Source organism: Bradyrhizobium sp. YR681 (assembly GCF_000282615.1).
Lineage (GTDB): Bacteria > Pseudomonadota > Alphaproteobacteria > Rhizobiales > Xanthobacteraceae > Bradyrhizobium.
The window spans coordinates 1-18776 of record NZ_AKIY01000072.1; the positions used below are offsets into that span (position 1 = coordinate 1).

Genomic DNA, 18776 nt, shown 5'->3' on the forward strand with positions numbered 1-18776 from the left:
CGCGGCGCCGGCAGCCGCGCCCGCCGTCATCGTGCTTCGCCCGCTGCGGCCGCGCGAAGAATTATTCATCGTGCGCTCGGCCTGCGGCGCCGACATCCGCACGCTCTGCGCCGGTGTCGCGCCGGGCGGCGGCCGCATCGTGCAATGCATCGCCGGCAATGCCGCCTCGCTCTCGCCCGCCTGCAAGGACGTGCTCGCCCCGTTCGCGGCACGATAGGGCGGCGTGCGTGACGCGCCAGGGCGCGCGACAACGATTCACGGCGTGCGCGATTTTCGCACGCCGTCAGCGACAAGACCTTTGCCGATATCCGATTTCAATCACGACAAGACCGGGAGAAGGACATGCGTTCATTGCTGCTCATCGCTTCTGCACTCCTCGCCTTCGGGGCGACCATGACGTTCGAGGCCACCGATGCCAATGCGGTGGTCTGCGCCCGCGGCGTCTACCGCGCCGGTTGCGCCGGGCCGAATGCGGCCGTCGTGGTCCGCAAGCCGGTTCCGGTGGTCCGCTGCACCAGGGTGCTGGTGAACGGGGTCTACGTGAAGCGCTGCGTCTGACCCCGGGTGGTCAACCGGGCGCGCTTTGGCTATGATTCGCATCCGACGGTTTCGGACACACGCAAAACGGGTGTCCGGACGTGAGCTTCGGCGCGCCTCGCTTCATCGATAATTCCGCTGGCGCGGGCGACCGGGGCGCATTAGTCTACCCTTAGATAGTAAGTATACTGTCAATTAGGGAGGCGGAATTTGCGGATCGCCGTGATTGGCGGGGGGCCCGGTGGGCTCTACTTCGCCTATCTCTGGAAGAAGCGTCACCCCGAGGATCAAGTCGACCTGTTCGAACAGAACCCGGCCGACGCGACCTGGGGCTTTGGCGTGGTGTTTTCCGACCAGGCCCTGGAGTTTCTGCGCGCCGACGACCCCGAGACGGTCGATGCGATCGCGCCGCACATGGAGAGCTGGGAGAACATCACGCTGAACCTGCATGGCGATCACGTCGCCATCGACGGTGTCGGCTTCTCCTCGATCGGACGGCTCGAGCTGTTGCAGTTCCTCCAGCAGCGCGCGCTCGATGTCGGCGTCACGCCACGCTTCGACACCCAGATTCACGGGATCGACCAGCTGGGCGGCTACGATCTGATCGTCGCCGCCGACGGGCTGAACTCGCTGGTGCGCCGCGCCTATGAGGGCGATTTCGGCACCTCGCTGTCCTATTCCTCCAACAAATTCGTCTGGTACGGGACCTCGAAGCGCTTCGACACGCTGTCGCAGACCTTCGTGAAGACCGATCGCGGTGCCTTCAACGCCCATCACTACCGTTATTCGCCGACCATGAGCACCTTCCTGGTCGAATGCGATCACGCGACGTGGCAGGCCTATGGCTTTGCCTACAAGGACGTCGAGCAGTCCAAGGGCGTCTGCGAGGAGGTGTTCGCCGACACGCTCGGCGGCCATTGCCTCGTCTCCAACAAATCGGTCTGGCGCAACTTTCCCTGGGTCTGGAACGAGCATTGGTCGTTCAAGAACATGGTGCTGATCGGCGACGCCCTGCATTCGGCGCATTTCTCGATCGGCTCGGGCACGCGGCTCGCGATCGAGGATGCGATCGCGCTGGTCAAGGCGCTGGAATCGGATGCGCACCTGACGACCGCGCTGCATCGCTACCAGGCCGCGCGAAAGCCCGTGGTGCAGAAGCTCGTCAACGCCGCACGCACGAGCGCGTTCTGGTACGAGCATTTTGCCCAGCACATGCAGCTCGACCTGATGGATTTCGCCTACAGCTACATCACCCGCTCCGGCCGCATCGACGATTCCCGCCTGCGCCATATGTCGCCGGCCTTCATGGCGCGCTACGAGGCCGACAGGAACGGCGGGGATGCCGACGGCGAGGCGACGGCATGAGCAACGAGATTCGCGACCAGGTGCCTGCGGACAGCCCGGGCGCCCGCGAGATCGGCTTTGCCGTTCCGCAAGTCTACAACGCCGGCCGCGTGCTGTTCGACAATCTCGGCAAGGGATACGGCGACAGGCTCGCGCTGATCGGGCCGGCGGGCACGCGCAGCTATGCCGAGCTTTGTGCGGAGGCCTGCCGCTGGGGTAACGGCCTTGTCTCGCTCGGCCTGAAACGCGGCGACCGCGTGCTGCTGTTCCTCGACGACACCCCGGCCTACCCCGCCGCCTTCTTCGGCGCGGTGCGCGCCGGCTTCGTGCCGCTGCTCATCAACACGCTGACGCCGCCGGATCTGCTGCAATTCTATCTGGCCGATTCCGGCGCAAGTGTCGCGGTGGCCGAATCCGAGTTTTGCGCGCGCTTCAATGCGGAGGCCTGCAAGGACACGAAGCTGCGCACGCTGATCGTCGTCAATGGCGAGGTCGGCGATCACGCCGCGCCGACGGCAGTCGGGGCGACAGGCTGGCTCGCGCGATTCCCGACGGAGCTGGCGGAAGCCGATACGCAGCGCGACGAGATGGCGTTCTGGATGTACTCCTCCGGATCGACTGGCCGGCCCAAGGGCATCGTGCATCTCCAGCACGACATGGCCTATAGCGAGGCTGCCTTCGCGCAGAACGTGCTGAAGCTGACGCCTGACGATATCTGCTTCTCGGTGCCGAAGATCTTCTTCGCCTATGGCTTCGGCAATTCCGTCACCTTCCCGTTTTCGGCCGGCGCGGCGACGCTGCTGCTGCCGGGTCAGCCGAAGCCGGCTTCGATCTTTGCGGCGATCGAGCAATACGAGCCGACGGTCTTCTTCGGCCTGCCGACGCTCTACACCTCGCTGACCAGGGCTGACGGCGCGAACCAGACGAACTTCTCGTCATTGCGCATGGCGCTCTCCGCCGCCGAGGTGCTTTCGGCCGAGGTCTTCAACGGCTGGAAGACGCTCACGGGTCTCGAAATCGTCGAGGGCCTCGGCTCGACCGAGGTGCTGCACATCTACCTCTCAAACCGGCCCGAGCAGAAAAAACTCGGCGCCGCCGGCCTGCGCGTGCCCGGCTACGAGGTCGCGCTGCGCGACAAGGAGGGCCGCGAGGTCGGCGACAACGAGGAAGGCATTTTGTGGGTGCGCGGCGATTCCAACACGCCGCTGTACTGGAACCGGCCGGACAAGTCCGCCGAGACCATTCGCGAGGGCGGCTGGATCTACACCGGCGACCGCTTCGTTCGCGATGCCGAGGGTTTTCATTTCTTCCGTGGCCGCGCCGACGATCTCATCAAGATCTCCGGGCAATGGGTCTATCCACTCGAGGTCGAGCTGTGCCTTGCCGACCACCCCGACATCCGCGAATGTGCGGTGTTCGCCGCCGAGCTGCCGGACCGGCGCATGACGCTGAAGGCCGTGGTGGTGATGAACAATCGCGCCACGAACCAGAGCGAGGCGACGCGGCGGCTGCAGGATTACGTCAAGGGCAAGCTCTTGCCGTACAAATATCCGCGCGAGGTGATCTTCATCGACGAGCTGCCGAAGACCGGCACGGGGAAGATCGACCGGCAGGCGTTGCTCAGGATGTAGCAATCCCAAACTCGCTGGTCATCGCCCGCGAAGGCGGGCGATCCAGTATTCCAGAGGCGACTGTGATTGAGCCGAAAGGCCGCGGCGTACTGGATTCCCGCCTTCGCGGGGAATGACACCATTATTGCTGAAGCAGCGTCTTACTCACTCGCCCCCTCACCCACCCTTGCCCAGATGCTCCAGCGCATCCTCCGCCCGCAGCGGCACGCGCGAGGCCTCGTTGTTGAGATCGACGAGCTGCGTCATCAGCCCCAACAACGCCTTGCGGTCGGCCGGCTTGAGCGGCTCCAGCATCCGCGCCTGGGCGCGTTCGACGGCGGGAATGATCTCGCGCAGGATCGCGGCACCTGATTTCGTCAAATAGAGCAGCTTGATCCGCTTGTCCTCGGGCGCCGGCTTGCGCTCGACAAAATCCTTGGCCTGTAGCCGCTCGATCACGCTGCCGAGCGTGGAGCGGTCGAACGCGATCACCGCCGACAGCCGCGTCGCGTCGATGCCGGGATGGGTGTGGATCGCGATCAGGGCCGCATATTGCACCGGGGTCAGGTCGAACGCCTTGCATTCCTCCATGAAGATCGAGACCGCGATCTGCTGCATGCGCCGGAACAGATAGCCCGGCGCGGCATAGACGGCGTCGATCGTGATCGGGGCAGGCTTACTCGGCATCGGGCTGCTTCTCCGGCGCGGCGTTGGCGAAGGCCGGCAGCGCCTTTGCCGCGGCCTCCGCCTTCAGCAGGCGCGGATAGGCGGCGACATCGACGCTGAAGCGGCGTGCATTGGCGAGTTGCGGCACCAAGCAGAGATCGGCAAGCGTCGGCGCATCGCCAAAGCAGAACGCACCCGGCTCGTCCCTGATCAGCGTCTCGCAGGCCGACAGCCCCTCGCGATTGACCCAGGCCGCCCAGTCCTGAACCTTGTCCTCGGCAAGGCCGAGTTCGCGCAATCGCGCCAGCACCTTCAAATTCTGCACCGGATGGGTGTCGCAGGCGATCGCGAGCGCGAACGCCCTCACCCTGGCGCGGCGCAGCGGATCCTTCGGCAGAAGCGCCGGATCGGGGTGGGTCTCGTCGAGCCATTCGATGATGGCGACCGATTGGGTCAGCACCGCACCCGCATCGCTTTCAAGCGTCGGCACCAGGCCTTGCGGGTTGATGGCAAGGTAAGCGGGCGCGCATTGCTCGCCCTTGCGAAGATGATGCGGCAGATGCTCGGCGCCGAGGCCCTTGAGGTTCAGCGCGATCCGCACCCGGTAGGCGGCGCTGGAGCGGAAATAGCCATGCAGCTTCATCGGAACCCTCCCGTGAATTTTCTCGTTACTTAGCAATCCTGGCTGCCATTGACGCTACAAAGATTGTCAGTATGCTGTCAATCTACAGAAAAACGACGGGAGCCGCGCCATGGAAGCCGTGACCAAGACGCCGGAACGCGAGGCGTTCTACAAGAAGATCGACGGCGAAAATCTCACCGCGCTGTGGACGGTGATGGGCGACCTGATCACGCCGGAGCCGAGGAGCGCCTGCCGGCCGCACCTCTGGAAGTTCGACACCATCCGCGACTACATGACGGAAGCCGGCAAGCTGATCACCGCCAAGGAAGCCGAGCGGCGCGTGCTGGTGCTGGAAAATCCCGGCCTCCGCGGCCAGTCGAAAATCACCACCTCGCTCTATGCCGGCGTGCAGATGGTGGTGCCCGGCGACGTCGCGCCCGCCCACCGGCACAGCCAATCGGCGCTGCGGTTCGTGCTTGAGGGCAAGGGCGCCCACACCGCGGTGGACGGCGAGCGCACCGCCATGGAGCCCGGCGACTTCATCATCACGCCGTCGATGACCTGGCACGATCATTCCAACGAGACCGACGAGCCGATGTTCTGGCTCGACGGGCTCGACATTCCGCTGGTGCAGTTCTTCGACTGCTCCTTTGCGGAAGGCTCGAAAGAGGACCAGCAGAAGATCACGCGGCCGGCCGGCGACAGCTTTGCGCGCTACGGCCACAATCTGCTGCCGGTCGATGTGAAGCGGAGCTCGAAGACCTCGCCGATCTTCAGCTATCCCTATGCGCACACGCGCGAAGCGCTGGAAAAGGCGAGAACGAGCCAGGAGTGGGACGCCTGCCACGGGCTGAAGCTGAAGTTCAGCAACCCCGAGACCGGCGATTTCGCGATGCCGACCATCGGCACCTTCATCCAGCTGCTGCCCAAGGGTTTCAAGACCGCGCGCTACCGCGCGACCGATGCGACGGTGTTCTGTCCGATCGAGGGCCGTGGCCGCAGCCGGATCGGCGATGCCGTGTTCGAGTGGGGTCCGCGCGATCTCTTCGTGGTGCCGAGCTGGCAATGGGTGACGCACGAGGCGGATGAGGATGCCGTGCTGTTCAGCTTCTCGGACCGGCCGGTGCAGCAGAAGCTGGATCTGTTCCGGGAGGATCGCGGGAACGCGTGAAGATCTCGGAACGCGTGACGGTCTCGTAGGGTGGGCAAAGGCGCGAAGCGCCGTGCCCACGTCTTCTAGATGGTGGGCACGCTTACGCTTTGCCCACCCTACGGCCGCGGTCATTGCCGCTACCGCCAGTGCAGCAACCGCGTCTCCAGCCAGCCGATCACCTTGCCCACCGCCAGCCCGAACACCGACAGGATCACCACGCCCGCGAGCAGCTGATCGGTCTGCATCAGATTGCCGGCCTGAAGCACGAACGCGCCGATGCCATACTGTGCGCCGATCATCTCGGCGCTGACGACGAGCAGCAGTGCCACCGACGCGGTGATGCGGAAGCCGGCGAGAATGGCGGGCAGCGCGCCGGGCCAGATCACCTTGCGCACGATGGTGACGAACGGCACGTTGAAGCTCTGCGCCATGCGGATGAGGTTGCGCGGCACGGCATCGACGCCGCTATAGACCGAGATCGCGGTCGAGAAGAACACCCCGAGCGCAATGGTCGCGATCTTCGGCTCTTCGCCGATGCCGAGCCAGAGGATCAACAGCGGCAGCAGCGCGATCTTCGGGATCGGGAACAGCGCCGAAATGAAGGTGATGCCGACGCTGCGCGCCAGCCGCGACAGGCCGATGGCGAAACCGACCGCGACGCCGGCCGCCGTTCCCAGCACCCAGCCAACGCCGATGCGCAGGATCGAGGCCGACAGATGCTGCCAGAGCGCGCCTGACATCGCGAGATCGTAGATCGCGCGCACGATCGCCAACGGTGCGGGCAGGAACAGCGGATTGACGAGGCCGGCGCTACCGGCGGCCTGCCAGATCGCGATGACGAGGGCGAGTGCGATCCAGCCGCCAAAGCGGCTCGACGCAGGCACGAAGCCGGCACCGCGGAAGCGGACGCGCCGCGTCGTCTCGTCCTTCGCAGGCGTCCCGGCACGATCAAGCATGCTGGACCTCGCGCTCGGCGTCGATCGCCTCGTTGCGGATCAGCGACCAGATCTGGTTCTGAAGCGCGAGCAGCCGTTCACGCGCAGCGATTTCGCCCCGCTCCGTGCGCGTCATCGGCACGGTCACGACCTCGCGAATGCGGCCGGGACGGCGCGACAGCACGACGATGCGGTCGGCAAGACGCGCGGCCTCCTCGAGATTGTGGGTGACGTAGACCGCGCCCATGCCGCCGTCGGCGAGCAGGCGGACGAAATCCTCCATCAGCAGCTCGCGGGTCTGGGAATCCAGCGCCGACAGCGGCTCGTCCATCAGCAGGATCGCGGGGCGGACTGCCAGCGCGCGCGAAATGCCGACGCGCTGGCGCATGCCGCCGGACAGCTGCTTCGGATAGGTTTTGCGAAAATCGGTCAGGCCGGTGCGGCGCAAGGCATCCTCGACCTGTGCGCGGCGCTGTGCGGCCGAGAGTTTTGTGTGCAGCAGCGGGAATTCGACGTTCTCTTCCACCGTCGCCCAGGGCAGCAGCGCAAAATCCTGGAACACGAAGGTGAGCGGATTGAGGCTGTCCGCCGGCGGCGCGCCGCGCAACTCGGGCGCACCCGACGTCGGCTGCAACAGCCCGCCGAGGATGGACAGCAGCGTGCTCTTGCCGCAGCCGGACGGACCGACGATCGCCACCACCTCGCCGGCGCTGACGGCGAAGGAGACATCGTCGAGCACCGCGAGATCGCCGAAGCGGTGGGAGATGTGGTTGGCGATCAGGTCCATCTCACGGCCTATATCGTGATCCGTCACCCTGAGGTGCCGGAGCCTTGCGGCGCAATTGCGCCGCTGGGCGGAGGCCTCGAAGGGCGACGGCCCCGCTGCCTCCGGGCCGTGCATCCTTCGAGGCTCGCTTCGCGAGCACCTCAGGATGACGGAGATTGGTAAGCGCCTGGGGCATCAATCCGCCTTCACAAAGTCCTTCGCGATGATCGCGTTCGCGTCAAAGCCCTTGTCCGCGAATCCCTGCTCCTGGAGCCATTTGATCTGGTTGTCGACGTTCTTGATGTCGAGCCTGCCCTCGGGATCGATATAGGCGCAATTGCCGACCACCTGCTCGACCGGCAGATTGGTGTACTTCGCAATGATCTCCAGCAGCGGCTTGGTCTGCGCGTTGATCGGCGCCACGCCGTCCTTCATCGAAGCGAGGACGACGTCGTGATATTCGCGGTCGGCCTTCGCCAGCACGCCGAGGAATTTCGTCACCAGCGCCTTGTTGGTCAGTGTCTTCGGCGATGCGAACACCGCGCCCAGCTGCCAGGGCGTCTCGTCGCCGACCCAGCCCAGAAACTTCGCGCCGCCCTCGTCCATCAGCTTTCGCGCGGTGGAGATCGGCAGCAGCGCCGCATCGACCGTCTCGCCCTTGAGCGCGGCTGCCGCGTTCGACAGCGATTGCAGCGGCACGATCTTCACGTCCGCAAGCTTGAAACCGTATTTGTCGGCGAGCAGGCCGAGCGAATAGTGGAAGGATGATCCGACCTGCGTCACCGCCACGCGCTTGCCCGCGAGGTCCTTCGGCGTCTTCAGCCCGGCCGCATACGCATTGTTGCTGGCGAAATAGCCGATCAGGGGATAGCCGGCCTTCTCGCGGCTCATGCCGCCGATCACTTTCAGCACGCCCTTGCCGGCGAGATTGTACAGGCCTGCGGTGAAAGCGGTGACGCCGAAATCGATGTCGCCCGAGGTCGTGGCGACCGCGATCGGCTGCGCCGCGTCGAAGAATTTCAGCTCGACGTCGAGGCCGGCCTCGCGGAAATAGCCCTTGTCCTGCGCGATGAAGACAGGTGCGGAGGACGACAGGCGGAGCACGCCGATCCTGGCCTTCAGCGCATCCTCGGCCCGGGCCGTGCCCATCGCCATGATCGCCATCAGGCCCGCAAGTGCGAGCCGCGCAATCCCGATCATCCCGTTTCCTCCGCCGTCGTTGTTTTGCAGCCCGTCAAAGCCCCTCGGGCACCGCCTGGTCCCGCCCGGTGAAGGCGCCCTGTTGTTTCAACGTTTCCTGCAACTTTTCAATGGGGATTTCGCGGGGGATCCGGTTTCCGGAGAGCGCCAGCGCGGCGGCGGAACCGGCCGCCTCACCCATCACGAAACAGGCACCGGACACCCGCGCCGCCGACTGGCCCTCATGGGTCATCGAGGCGCAGCGGCCGGCGACCAGGAGATTGTCGACGCCTTCGGGCACCAGCATCCGGTACGGCAGCTCGTTATAGCCGCGCGATTCCGGGATCGGCGGGAAGGTGAAGACGACGTCGCCGGGAACATGAGCTTCGATCGGCCAGCCGTTGACGCCGATGGAATCCTCGAACGAGGCGCAGCCAAGCACGTCTTCGCCGCTGAGCTGGTAGCCGCCCGTGATGCGGCGGGTCTCGCGGATGCCGAGCTGCGGCGGCAGATCGACGATGTAGGCCTTCTCGAACCCCGGCACCGTGCTGCGCAGGAATTCGAACGCCGCGAGCGCCTGCTTGCGGCCCTCGATTTCGCCGCGGGTGAGATCATCAGGCTCGATGCCGCTGATGGCGTGGCCGTCCGCACGCGCGACTTGCGTGAAATTCACCCGCCATTCGATGCCGGACTTCTGCGGTCGCACGATCGCGCTCTTGCGCGGGAATGTGTGGGTGCCGGCCGCGAGCGCCTTTTCCATCAATTGCGGAATGGTTCGCCAGGCATCACCGGCCTTGTCAGGGTCGATGTTGTTGAGACGGAGCATCATCGACGGATACATGGGATGGCCGTGTTCGTCGCCGAACTCGAATGGTGCCCCGGCCCAGACCGCGAGGTCGCCGTCGCCGGAGCAATCGATGAAAATCTCCGATCGCACCGCCTGCCGGCCGGCCTTGGTCTCGACCAGCAGCGCGTCGATGCGGCTGTTATCGCCCATCACCACGCCGGCGCCGAGCGCATGGAAAAGGATGTTGACCTTGTGGCTGGCGAGCAATTGGTCGGCCGCGATCTTGTACGCCGCGGTATCATAGGCCTGCGCAAACACCTTGCCCAATATCAGATGCGGTGTGTTGAGGCCGTTGAGGAGGTCGATCCGCGCCAGTAGCTCGGACGCCATGCCCTGTACCAACCGGCGAGCCTCGCCGTAGACATTGCCGTGCAGGCCGCAGAAATTGGTGACGCCCGCGGCGGTGCCCATGCCGCCGAGGAAGCCGTAACGCTCGATCAGCAGCGTCTTCCGCCCCGCCCGTGCAGCAGACGCCGCCGCGGTAATGCCGGCCGGACCGCCGCCGAGCACGACGACTTCATATTCGCCGTAGATCGGCACCTGGCGTGCTGGTTCTGCGATCGTCGTGGCCCGCATGGCGCGTCCTATCCCTGAAATCCTTGATTGCGACCGACTATGAATTAACGCGAGCCGGGCTACAATCCACCAAAATACGGGATCAGCTTTCTCGAATCGTGAAAGGTTGGGATGGACATCCTCGTGAACCTTCAGGCGTTCCTCGCCACTGCGGATGCGGCTGGTTTCTCCGCCGCCGCGCGAAAACTCGGCGTCTCGACCTCGGTGGTCGCCAAACGCGTCACGCAACTGGAGGCACGGATCGGCACGCCGCTGTTTCACCGCTCGACCCGGCAATTGCGGCTGACCGACGCCGGCCAGCGTTACGTGCATCGCGCCCGCGGCGTCGTGACCGATGCCACCGACCTGCTCTCGCGCATGGGCGAGAAGGGCCACGATCTCGTCGATCATCTGCGCATCAAGGCGCCGACCTCGCTGACGGTGGCGCGGCTCGCCGACGCCTTCAGCGCGTTCCAGACCCAGAACCCGCGGCTCAAGCTCGAGATCGTGCTGATCGACCGCCCGGTCGATCCCGTCACCGAGGGTTTTGACATCGCCATCGGCGCCTTCCCGCACTCCTTCGGCGGCGTGGTCGACGAACCGCTCTGCGTGCTGAAGCGGCTGCTCTGCGCTTCACCGGCCTATTTGAAGAAGCACGGCACGCCGAAGCATCCGCGCGACCTCGTCGAGCATCGCTGCCTCAGTTTTCTGCCGACCGGGCCGGAATGGATTTTTGACGGCCCGCGCGGCCGCATCAGCATCCAGGTCAGTCCGCTGCTCTCCTCCAACGAAGGACATGTGCTGGCGCGCAGCGCCATCGCCGGCAACGGCATCGTGCTGATATCGGACTACCTCGTCGCGGATGCCTTGCGCGACGGTACGCTCAAGCCGGTGCTGCGCGACTTTCCGGTTCCGGAATTGTGGGTGAAGGCCGCGATACCCGAGCGGCGGCGCAATGCGGCTGCGGTGCAGGCGCTGCTCGCCCTGCTCAAGAGGTCGCTCGCATCGTCGCTTTAGAAGGCCCGTAGCCCGGATGCAGCGAAGCGTAATCCGGGATTCATGCCACGCTGGCGGTCCGACGATGCGGTTGGTCTGTCCCGGATTGCGCTTCGCTCCATCCGGGCTACGAGCTGTTTTCGGAAGTTGCAAATTCGGCAGGACGACGACGCTGTCTATCGCAGCATCAACAACATCTGCCGGGGCTGCTGAGCGGCTCGCGCTCAGCCTTTGCCGCCGCCCCAATTGCCCGCCCGCTTCTCGGCGAACGAGGCCAGCCCCTCCGCCGCCTCCGCGCTCTGGCGCTTGACCGAATGCAGGTGCACGAGCCGCTTGTAAGCGGCATCGTCCACCGCCATGCCGCCGAACGAGCTCTCCAGCGCGAGCCGCTTGGTCTCGGCCATCGCCTCCGGCCCGTTGGCGAGCAGCTGCTCGACCACCTTGGCCCCTGCGGCTTCGAGGTCGGCGAGCGGCACCACCTCGTGCACGAGGCCAATGCGGCGAGCGTCCTCGGCGCCAAAGCGTTCGCCGGTCAGCGCGTAGCGGCGGACCTGCCGTACGCCGATGGCGTCGCAAAGCTGCGGGATGATGATCGCCGCCGTCAGGCCCCAGCGCACCTCCGTGATCGAGAACAGGGCGTTGTCCGCGGCGATCACGACATCGCAGCCCGCGATGACGCCGGTGCCGCCGCCGAAGCAGCCACCCTGCACCAGCGCGACGGTCGGAATCGGCAGCGTGTTGAGCCGCTGCACGGCCTCGAAGGTCGCACGCGACGCCGCCTCGTTCGCCTCGGCCGATTGCGGCCGCACGCCGTTGATCCATTTGAGGTCGGCGCCGGCCTGGAAATGCTTGCCGTTGCCCCTGAGCACGACGACGCGCAGGTTCGGCTTGCTGCCGAGATCGTCCATGGCCGCCAGCACGCCCGCGATCAGCGCGCCGTCATAGGCGTTGTTCACGTCCGGGCGGTTCAACGTGAGGGTCGCAACCCCACGTTCATCAAGGGTCCACAGGACGGGGCTGGCAGTCATCGGCGATCCCTCCGGTCGTTTGCTTTGCGCGCACTATGGCCGAGGCCACGCGTCTCGATCCATATCTTTCCAGCGTAGGGCAGCCGCGTCCATCGCATGGCGGCTTGTGTCATGCTGCTATCGGGCGGCATCAAGGGATCAGGAACGGGACATCTATGCGCATCTGCATTTTCGGCGCGGGCGCCGTCGGAAGCCACATCGCGGTCAGGCTGGCGCGCGCCGGTCATGACGTCAGTTGCGTGATGCGGGGGGCGCATCTGGAGGCGGTGCGCGCGGGTGGCCTGAAGCTGCGCGTCGGCGATTCCGAGGTTACCGCGAAGGTCAACGCCTCGGGCGATCCGGCGCAGCTCGGCCCGCAGGACGTCGTGATCTCAACCTTGAAGGCGACCGCGCTGACCGGGCTGGTCTCCAGCCTCAAGCCGCTGCTCCAGGACGACACCGCCATCGTGTTCGCGCAGAACGGCATTCCCTGGTGGTACGGCATCGGCCTGCCGCCGCGGCACCCTGCCCCGCCCGACATTTCCTTCCTCGATCCCGGCGGGCGCCTGCGCGCCTGCATTCCGAAAGAGCGGATCATCGGCGGCGTCATCTTCTCCTCCAACGAGGTGACCGCGCCCGGCGTGGTGCAGAACCTGACCCCCGACCGCAACCGCCTGCTGATCGGCGAATGTGACGATCGCAATTGCGAGCGCATCACCAGGCTGCGCGGTGTCTTCAACGACGCACGGCTGGAATCGCCGCCGGTGGCCGATATCCGTGAGGCGATCTGGTCAAAGCTGCTGACCAACATGTCGCTGTCGGTGCTGTGCCTGCTGACCGGCCAGACCGCGCGCGGCGTGCGCGACGATCCCGCTTTCACCGAGGTCATCCCGCGCATGCTGAACGAGGCCAACGACATCGCCCAGCACTTCATCCCCGAGGTCAAGCGCGTGACACGCAGCGGCCCCGCTCCCAACCACAAGCCGTCGCTGCTCCAGGACTACGAGCTCGGCCGCGCCATGGAAATCGACGTGCTGGTGAGGGCGCCGGCCGCCTTCGCACGCACCGCTGGCCTGTCGACACCGACGCTCGACCTGATCGCCGCGCTCGCGATCCAGAAGGCGCGCGACAAGGGGCTTTACGCGGCCTGAGCCTCAAGCGAGCCCGTCGATCCAGGCCGTGAGCGTGTCGAGCACCTCTGTCAGTGCCTCGTCATTGGTGCGGCCGGACTTTTTCAGCACCGCAAAGGAATGATCGCCGCCGGCGACCTCATGCAGCGTCGCCTTCGGGCCGAGCGCTGCGATGACGGGCTTGAGGAGGCCGAGATCGGCAAGCCCGTCGCGCGTGCCTTGCAGGAACAACATCGGGATATTGACCTGGGCGAGATGCTCGGCGCGCTCGGTCGACGGCTTCTTGTCGGCGTGCAGGGGAAAGCCGAGGAAGGCGAGCCCCTTGACATCAGGCAGCGGCGTCTTGGATTGTGCCTGCGACGTCATGCGCCCGCCAAACGACTTTCCGCCGGCAACGAGCTTCAACCCGGGGCACAGCCGTGCGGCCTCCTTGACCGCCGCGCGGATGGCCGCGTGGGCGACCGCCGGCTGGTCGGGACGGCCCTGCTTCTTCTCCATGTAGGGAAAATTGAAGCGGAGCGTCGCGATGCCGCGATCGGCAAGACCCTCCGCAATCTTGTCCATGGATGCATGCTTCATGCCCGCACCGGCACCATGCGCCAGCACGTAGCAGGCACGCGCATTGTGCGGCCGCGTCAGGATCGCCGAGACCGTACCAATGCGCCCGATGTCGAGCTTGAGTTCGCGCGTCTCGACCAAGACCAATGTTCCCGACAAATTCCCGCGATGGTACCTGCCCAAGCGCGATCTGAAAACAGGAGACCTCGCGCTTGTCCCTGCGGCCCGCGAACGGAGGCCCTTAGCTGACCCGCCGCTCCCGACCCTCCCAGAACGGCCTGCGCAGCTCTCGCTTCAGCACCTTGCCGGCGCCAGACAGCGGCAGCGGCGTCTCGGTGATCTCGATGCTGCGGGGACATTTGTAGCCGGCAATCAACGTCTTCGTGAACTCGATCAGCTCGCTGGGCGAAACCTCCACGCCGCTGCGCTTGACCACGACGGCATGAACCTGCTCTCCCCATTGCTCATTGGGAACTCCGATGACCGCGCATTGCAGCACCAACGGGTGCTGCGCCAGCGCGTTCTCGACCTCGATCGAGTACACATTCTCCCCGCCCGAGATGATCATGTCCTTCACGCGATCGACGACATAGATGAAACCGTCCTCGTCCATGTAGCCGCCATCGCCCGTGTGCATCCAGCCATCAACGACGGCCCGCGCGGTCTCCTCAAGCCTCTCCCAATAGCCCATCATCACGGTGTCGCCGCGCACTACGATCTCGCCGACCGAGCCTGCCGGTACAGGCTGGTCATTTTCGTCGACGATCCGCACCTCGCAGCCGAGTGTGGCGCGACCCGCACCGCGATGACGGCCCTTTCTGCGCCCCTCCCCGACATGCTCGTCGGCGTGCAGCAACGTCGCGATCGGCGACAATTCGGTCATGCCGTAGGCCTGGGTGAAGCGCACATGCGGCAATGCGCGCGCGGCACGGTCGAGCACCGCCTCGCTGATCGGCGAGGCCCCATAGATGACGTGCTTGAGCGACGACAGGTCGTAATTTCCAATCGCGGGGTGGTCGACGAACATCTGGATCATTGTGGGTACTAGCAGCACGTCGGTGACGCGCTCGTTCTGCATCGCAACCATCACGCCCTCGGGCGTGAAACCCTGAACGATCACGTTGGAGCCGCCGGAGAGCATCAGCGAATACATCGCGGCCCCATTGGCGAGATGAAACATCGGTGCCGCATGCAGATAGGTCGTGCTCGCCGGGAAAAGGCCTTCACCGAGAGCGTTGAGAGCATTGGCCATCAGGTTCCGGTGACTGAGCATCACACCCTTCGAACGCCCGGTGGTCCCGCCGGTGTAGAAGATGCCGGCGAGATCGTCGCCCTCGCGCATGGCATCGGCAACCGGAGCGCTGGCCGCGACCAGATCCTCGTAGCTCTCCATTTCGGCCGGCACCTCGCCGTCGTCGGCATAGATCAGCTTCAACCCAGGAATGGCGCCGGCGAGCTGCGCGCCGACCTGCGCAAAGGCCTTGTCGACCAGCAGAACGGAAGCACGGCAGTCGCGCAGCGCATCCTCGTTTTCAAGGGCGCTCCAGCGAATGTTGAGCGGCACGATCACGCCGCCCGCCCAACCCGTCGCCAGATAAAGCTCGAGGTAGCGATCCGAGTTGAAGGACAGCACCGCGACGCGATCGCCGTCCTTGATGCCGCGGGTGCGCAGCCCGCCAGCCAGCCTTGCAATGCGCTCGCCGAGTTCGCTCCAGCTGCGACGCCGTTGGCCGTAGACGGTGGCGAGCCCCTTCGAATTGATCTGCAGCGCGCGCCGCAGTCCATGCGTGATGTTCATCGCGTTCCTCCTGTGCGCTTCTTCCCTGGTGGTTTGCGTCCTGAGTTGCGCCGTCGCGGCGCCCTCGGCGTCTTCTTTGTCATCTGTTGCCGGCTTTCGGTCGCCAGGCCTTCCGTCAGGCGAACCGTGAACTCGTCGGCGATTCCGGTCGGCGACAGCGTGCCGTCACGGCGATACCAATGGCCGATCCAGTTGAGCGCGCCCGCGATGGCGAACGCTGCAAGCTTGGGATCGCACGGCCTGACCGAACCATCGGCAATACCGTCGGCGAGGTATCGCCGGAAGGTGGCGTCGATCCGCTTCTTGGCGGCGCGCGCGACAGCGGCGTTGCGCTCGGTCAGGTCACGCAGATCGAAACGCACGAGGCTCGCGCCGAAATCGGTCGCCATGAGCGCGGCATAGGCGTGCACCAGCTTGCGCAGCCTGGCGAGGCCAGAACCGCCGCCGGCGTTGATCTCCGTGATCACACTGTCGACGAGCTCGGCGCCCATCGACCAGCATTCGAACAGGATCTCGTCCTTGCCCCGGAAATAATTGTACAGCGCGGGCTTGGTGATGTTCAGCCGCTCGGCGACCTCGTTCAGCGTCACACGGTGATAGCCCTGCTCCAGGAACAGCTGAACGGCGGCGCGCAGCACCGCCTCGCGCTTTTCGTCGCGGGCGCGGCGGCGGCTCTCGAACGGCAGCCAGGGCGAAGGCGGCGGCGATGAGGGTGGAGCGGGCGGTGCTGAATCCATGCTCGGTCAGTTGACTCCGGAGGACGTCGACCGATATATTACCAGCGGGTAAGAAAAAGTCCAAAGGGTAATTTATTGGGAGGAAGCGATGTCTGACGTCATCGTCGCAGGGGTCGGCATGATTCCCTTCGCCAAACCGGGCGCCAGCGCGCCCTATCACGAGATGGGGACGGAGGCGGTCAAACTGGCGCTTGCGGATGCCGGCCTCGGTTACGAGACGGTAGAACAGGCCTATGTCGGCTACGTCTACGGTGATTCAACCTGCGGGCAGCGCGCGCTTTACAATGTCGGGATGACCGGCATCCCCATCGTCAACGTCAACAACAATTGCTCGACCGGCTCGACCGCGTTGTTCATGGCGCGGCAAATGATCGCAAGCGGCGTGCTGGATTGCGTGCTGGCTGTCGGCTTCGAGCAAATGAAGCCCGGCGCGCTCGGCAGCGTCTATACCGATCGTCCAAGCGCATTCGAGGAATTCGACGCGGCTGCGGACCAGTTGATCGATGCCCCCGGCATCCCGCTGGCGCTGCGCTATTTCGGCGGCGCCGGGCTCAGCCACATGAAGAAGTACGGCACCCCACTCGACGCCTTCGCCAAGGTGCGCGCCAAAGCGAGCCGACATGCCAGGAACAATCCGCTCGCGATCTTCCGCAAGGAACTGTCCGCGGACGACGTGATGAACGACCAGGTGATCTGGCCGGGCGTGATGACGCGCCTGATGGCATGCCCGCCGACATGCGGCGGGGCCGCCGCAGTGCTGGTGTCCGAGCGGTTTGCGGACAAGCACGGCATCGGCAAGCAGGTGCGCATTGCAGCGCAGACCATGACCACCGACACGCCCTCGACCTTCCAGGCCGGCGACATGATGCGGTTGGTCGGCTACGACATGGCCAAGGAGGCGGCGCGCAGGGTGTATGAGAGCGCCGGCGTCGGGCCTGACGATCTCGACGTCGTCGAGCTGCACGACTGCTTCGCCCAGAACGAACTCATCACCTACGAGGCGCTCGGCCTCTGCGGCGAGGGCGAGGCCGGCAAGTTCATCAATGACGGCGACAACACCTATGGTGGCCGGATCGTGACAAATCCGTCCGGCGGATTGCTGTCGAAGGGGCATCCGCTCGGTGCCACCGGGCTTGCGCAATGCTACGAGCTGACGCGGCAGTTGCGCGGCACGGCAGGTGCCACGCAGGTCGAGGGCGCAAAAGTCGCGCTCCAGCACAATCTGGGCCTCGGCGGTGCCTGCGTCGTTACGCTCTACATGCGGCATTGACCTCCATGGTCGATCAGTCAGCCGTCGGACGCTGCTTCACGCCCGTCACCGCGCGCGTGGAGCCGGGTCGCCTTCGCTACTTCCTCAATACGCTGGGTGAAGAGAATCTGGTCTACCGCAACACGGATGCCGCGCGGGCGGCCGGATTTATCGGCATGCCGGTGCCGCCGACCTATCTGTTCTGCCTGGAGATGATGGACGTCGACGACCCCTTCGAAATGTTCACCGCGCTCGGCATCGACCTCGCGCGCGTACTGCATGGCGAGCAGAGCTTCGTTTATCATGCGCCAGTTCTGGTCGGCGACACCCTGACGTTTCGGCCTAGCCTGACCAGCGTGACCGAGAAGAAGGGCGGCGCGATGACGCTGATCGGCATCCGTTGCGAGGTGACCAATCAGGACGGCGTGCATGTCGCCGATACCGCGCGCACTATCGTCGTCCGCAACGAGGTGGCGTCATGACGGCACCCGGAGACATCAAGGCCGGTGACCGTCTCGTTCACAAGGTCTTTCCGCCGATCACCCGCCACACGCTCGCGCTCTATCGCGGCGCATCGGGCGATCATAATCCGATCCACGTCGATATCGATTTTGCCAAAGCGGCCGGATTTCCGGATGTGTTCGCGCACGGCATGCTGGTGATGGCCTATCTCGGGCAGGCGCTCACCGATGCGGTGCCACCGTCGAGGCTCCGCAGTTTTTCGACCCGGTTCGTCGCCATCACCCAGCTTGGCGCCAAGCTGACCTGTGAAGGCACCGTGACCGAGCTCTTCGCCGAAGACGGCGAGCGGCGCGCAAGGCTCGCGCTCACGACCAGGGACGAGCGCGGCGAGGTCAAGCTCGAAGGCCGCGCCGTCGTCGCGCTGTGACAACAAGAGGACACATGCAAATGGCAAAACTGCAAGGAAAGGTCGCGCTCATCACCGGCTCGGGCCGCGGCATCGGGCGCGCGATCGCACTCAAGCTCGCGCGCGAAGGCGCCAAGGTCGTCGTCAACGATCTCGATGCCGAGCCCGGCAACGCCGTAGTGGCGGAGATCGAGGCGCTCGGCGGCGACGCGGCCGCCG

Annotated in this window: 20 protein-coding genes and 1 pseudogene; 11 read left to right on the forward strand and 10 right to left on the reverse strand. The window is 65.4% G+C overall.

Features of this window, described 5'->3' with window-relative positions:
• The 4 genes and pseudogenes from PMI42_RS08775 to PMI42_RS08790 form a co-directional block, all read left to right on the forward strand.
• Positions 1 to 217, forward strand: a pseudogene (locus PMI42_RS08775) (hypothetical protein); the annotation flags it as partial.
• 125 nt (positions 218 to 342) lie between these two features.
• Positions 343 to 558: a hypothetical protein gene (locus PMI42_RS08780; protein WP_008132706.1), complete on the forward strand. Its 216-nt coding sequence runs from the start codon at positions 343 to 345 to the stop codon at positions 556 to 558.
• A gap of 189 nt (positions 559 to 747) precedes the next feature.
• Entirely contained in the window at positions 748 to 1902 is a 1155-nt protein-coding gene (locus PMI42_RS08785; RefSeq protein ID WP_008132708.1) for an FAD-dependent monooxygenase, read from the forward strand.
• Positions 1899 to 3512: a benzoate-CoA ligase family protein gene (locus PMI42_RS08790; protein ID WP_008132710.1), complete on the forward strand. Its 1614-nt coding sequence runs from the start codon at positions 1899 to 1901 to the stop codon at positions 3510 to 3512. Before PMI42_RS08785 ends, PMI42_RS08790 begins: the two co-directional genes overlap by 4 nt.
• Positions 3513 to 3668: 156 nt before the next feature.
• Here PMI42_RS08790 and PMI42_RS08795 read toward each other — a convergent pair whose 3' ends face one another.
• On the reverse strand, positions 3669 to 4178 hold the full coding sequence (locus PMI42_RS08795) for a MarR family winged helix-turn-helix transcriptional regulator (RefSeq protein ID WP_008132713.1): 510 nt from the start codon (positions 4176 to 4178) through the stop codon (positions 3669 to 3671).
• Positions 4168 to 4800, reverse strand: a complete 633-nt coding sequence (maiA, locus tag PMI42_RS08800; protein ID WP_008132716.1) for a maleylacetoacetate isomerase — start codon at positions 4798 to 4800, stop codon at positions 4168 to 4170. Before maiA ends, PMI42_RS08795 begins: the two co-directional genes overlap by 11 nt.
• 109 nt (positions 4801 to 4909) lie before the next feature.
• On the opposite strand from maiA, the gene gtdA reads away from it, so the two are divergent.
• Complete coding sequence (gene gtdA, locus PMI42_RS08805; RefSeq protein WP_008132718.1) at positions 4910 to 5950, forward strand: gentisate 1,2-dioxygenase; 1041 nt, start codon at positions 4910 to 4912, stop codon at positions 5948 to 5950.
• 119 nt (positions 5951 to 6069) lie between these two features.
• Here the strand turns inward: gtdA and PMI42_RS08810 are convergent, their stop codons facing one another.
• The 4 genes from PMI42_RS08810 to PMI42_RS08825 all read right to left on the reverse strand — a co-directional run bounded on the left by PMI42_RS08810 (position 6070) and on the right by PMI42_RS08825 (position 10235).
• On the reverse strand, positions 6070 to 6888 hold the full coding sequence (locus tag PMI42_RS08810; RefSeq protein ID WP_008132720.1) for an ABC transporter permease: 819 nt from the start codon (positions 6886 to 6888) through the stop codon (positions 6070 to 6072).
• Entirely contained in the window at positions 6881 to 7654 is a 774-nt protein-coding gene (locus PMI42_RS08815; RefSeq protein WP_008132723.1) for an ABC transporter ATP-binding protein, read from the reverse strand. Before PMI42_RS08815 ends, PMI42_RS08810 begins: the two co-directional genes overlap by 8 nt.
• A gap of 174 nt (positions 7655 to 7828) precedes the next feature.
• Entirely contained in the window at positions 7829 to 8833 is a 1005-nt protein-coding gene (locus PMI42_RS08820) for an ABC transporter substrate-binding protein (RefSeq protein WP_008132725.1), read from the reverse strand.
• A gap of 34 nt (positions 8834 to 8867) precedes the next feature.
• Positions 8868 to 10235 carry an FAD-dependent oxidoreductase gene (locus PMI42_RS08825; protein WP_008132727.1) on the reverse strand — a complete coding sequence of 456 codons (1368 nt, stop codon included), beginning with the start codon at positions 10233 to 10235 and terminating at the stop codon, positions 8868 to 8870.
• 111 nt (positions 10236 to 10346) lie between these two features.
• On the opposite strand from PMI42_RS08825, the gene PMI42_RS08830 reads away from it, so the two are divergent.
• A complete protein-coding gene (locus tag PMI42_RS08830; protein WP_008132729.1) occupies positions 10347 to 11231 on the forward strand; it encodes a LysR family transcriptional regulator in 885 nt (294 codons plus the stop codon).
• Positions 11232 to 11434: 203 nt separating this feature from the next.
• Here the strand turns inward: PMI42_RS08830 and PMI42_RS08835 are convergent, their stop codons facing one another.
• Positions 11435 to 12238, reverse strand: coding sequence for an enoyl-CoA hydratase-related protein (locus tag PMI42_RS08835; RefSeq protein WP_008132730.1), 804 nt, complete (start codon positions 12236 to 12238; stop codon positions 11435 to 11437).
• A 155-nt stretch (positions 12239 to 12393) separates the two neighbouring features.
• On the opposite strand from PMI42_RS08835, the gene PMI42_RS08840 reads away from it, so the two are divergent.
• The gene (locus PMI42_RS08840) at positions 12394 to 13368 is read left to right on the forward strand and encodes a ketopantoate reductase family protein (protein WP_008132733.1); all 975 of its coding nucleotides are present in this window, start codon (positions 12394 to 12396) and stop codon (positions 13366 to 13368) included.
• A gap of 3 nt (positions 13369 to 13371) precedes the next feature.
• Here PMI42_RS08840 and PMI42_RS08845 read toward each other — a convergent pair whose 3' ends face one another.
• The 3 genes from PMI42_RS08845 to PMI42_RS08855 form a co-directional block, all read right to left on the reverse strand.
• Positions 13372 to 14046, reverse strand: coding sequence for an alpha/beta hydrolase family protein (locus PMI42_RS08845; RefSeq protein ID WP_008132735.1), 675 nt, complete (start codon positions 14044 to 14046; stop codon positions 13372 to 13374).
• A 100-nt stretch (positions 14047 to 14146) separates the two neighbouring features.
• On the reverse strand, positions 14147 to 15703 hold the full coding sequence (locus tag PMI42_RS08850; protein ID WP_008132737.1) for a long-chain-fatty-acid--CoA ligase: 1557 nt from the start codon (positions 15701 to 15703) through the stop codon (positions 14147 to 14149).
• Positions 15700 to 16440 (reverse strand): TetR/AcrR family transcriptional regulator, encoded by a 741-nt coding sequence (locus tag PMI42_RS08855; RefSeq protein ID WP_008132739.1) that lies wholly within the window; start codon positions 16438 to 16440, stop codon positions 15700 to 15702. The genes PMI42_RS08850 and PMI42_RS08855 overlap by 4 nt, the downstream gene beginning before the upstream one ends.
• An 88-nt stretch (positions 16441 to 16528) precedes the next feature.
• Here PMI42_RS08855 and PMI42_RS08860 point away from each other — a divergent pair, with 88 nt between their 5' ends.
• The 4 genes from PMI42_RS08860 to PMI42_RS08875 form a co-directional block, all read left to right on the forward strand.
• On the forward strand, positions 16529 to 17710 hold the full coding sequence (locus PMI42_RS08860; RefSeq protein WP_008132741.1) for a lipid-transfer protein: 1182 nt from the start codon (positions 16529 to 16531) through the stop codon (positions 17708 to 17710).
• A gap of 5 nt (positions 17711 to 17715) precedes the next feature.
• On the forward strand, positions 17716 to 18171 hold the full coding sequence (locus PMI42_RS08865; protein WP_008132743.1) for a MaoC family dehydratase N-terminal domain-containing protein: 456 nt from the start codon (positions 17716 to 17718) through the stop codon (positions 18169 to 18171).
• Entirely contained in the window at positions 18168 to 18578 is a 411-nt protein-coding gene (locus tag PMI42_RS08870) for a MaoC family dehydratase (RefSeq protein ID WP_008132745.1), read from the forward strand. The genes PMI42_RS08865 and PMI42_RS08870 overlap by 4 nt, the downstream gene beginning before the upstream one ends.
• A gap of 20 nt (positions 18579 to 18598) precedes the next feature.
• The coding region (locus PMI42_RS08875) for an SDR family NAD(P)-dependent oxidoreductase (RefSeq protein WP_008132747.1) at positions 18599 to 18776 on the forward strand (178 nt) is incomplete at its 3' end.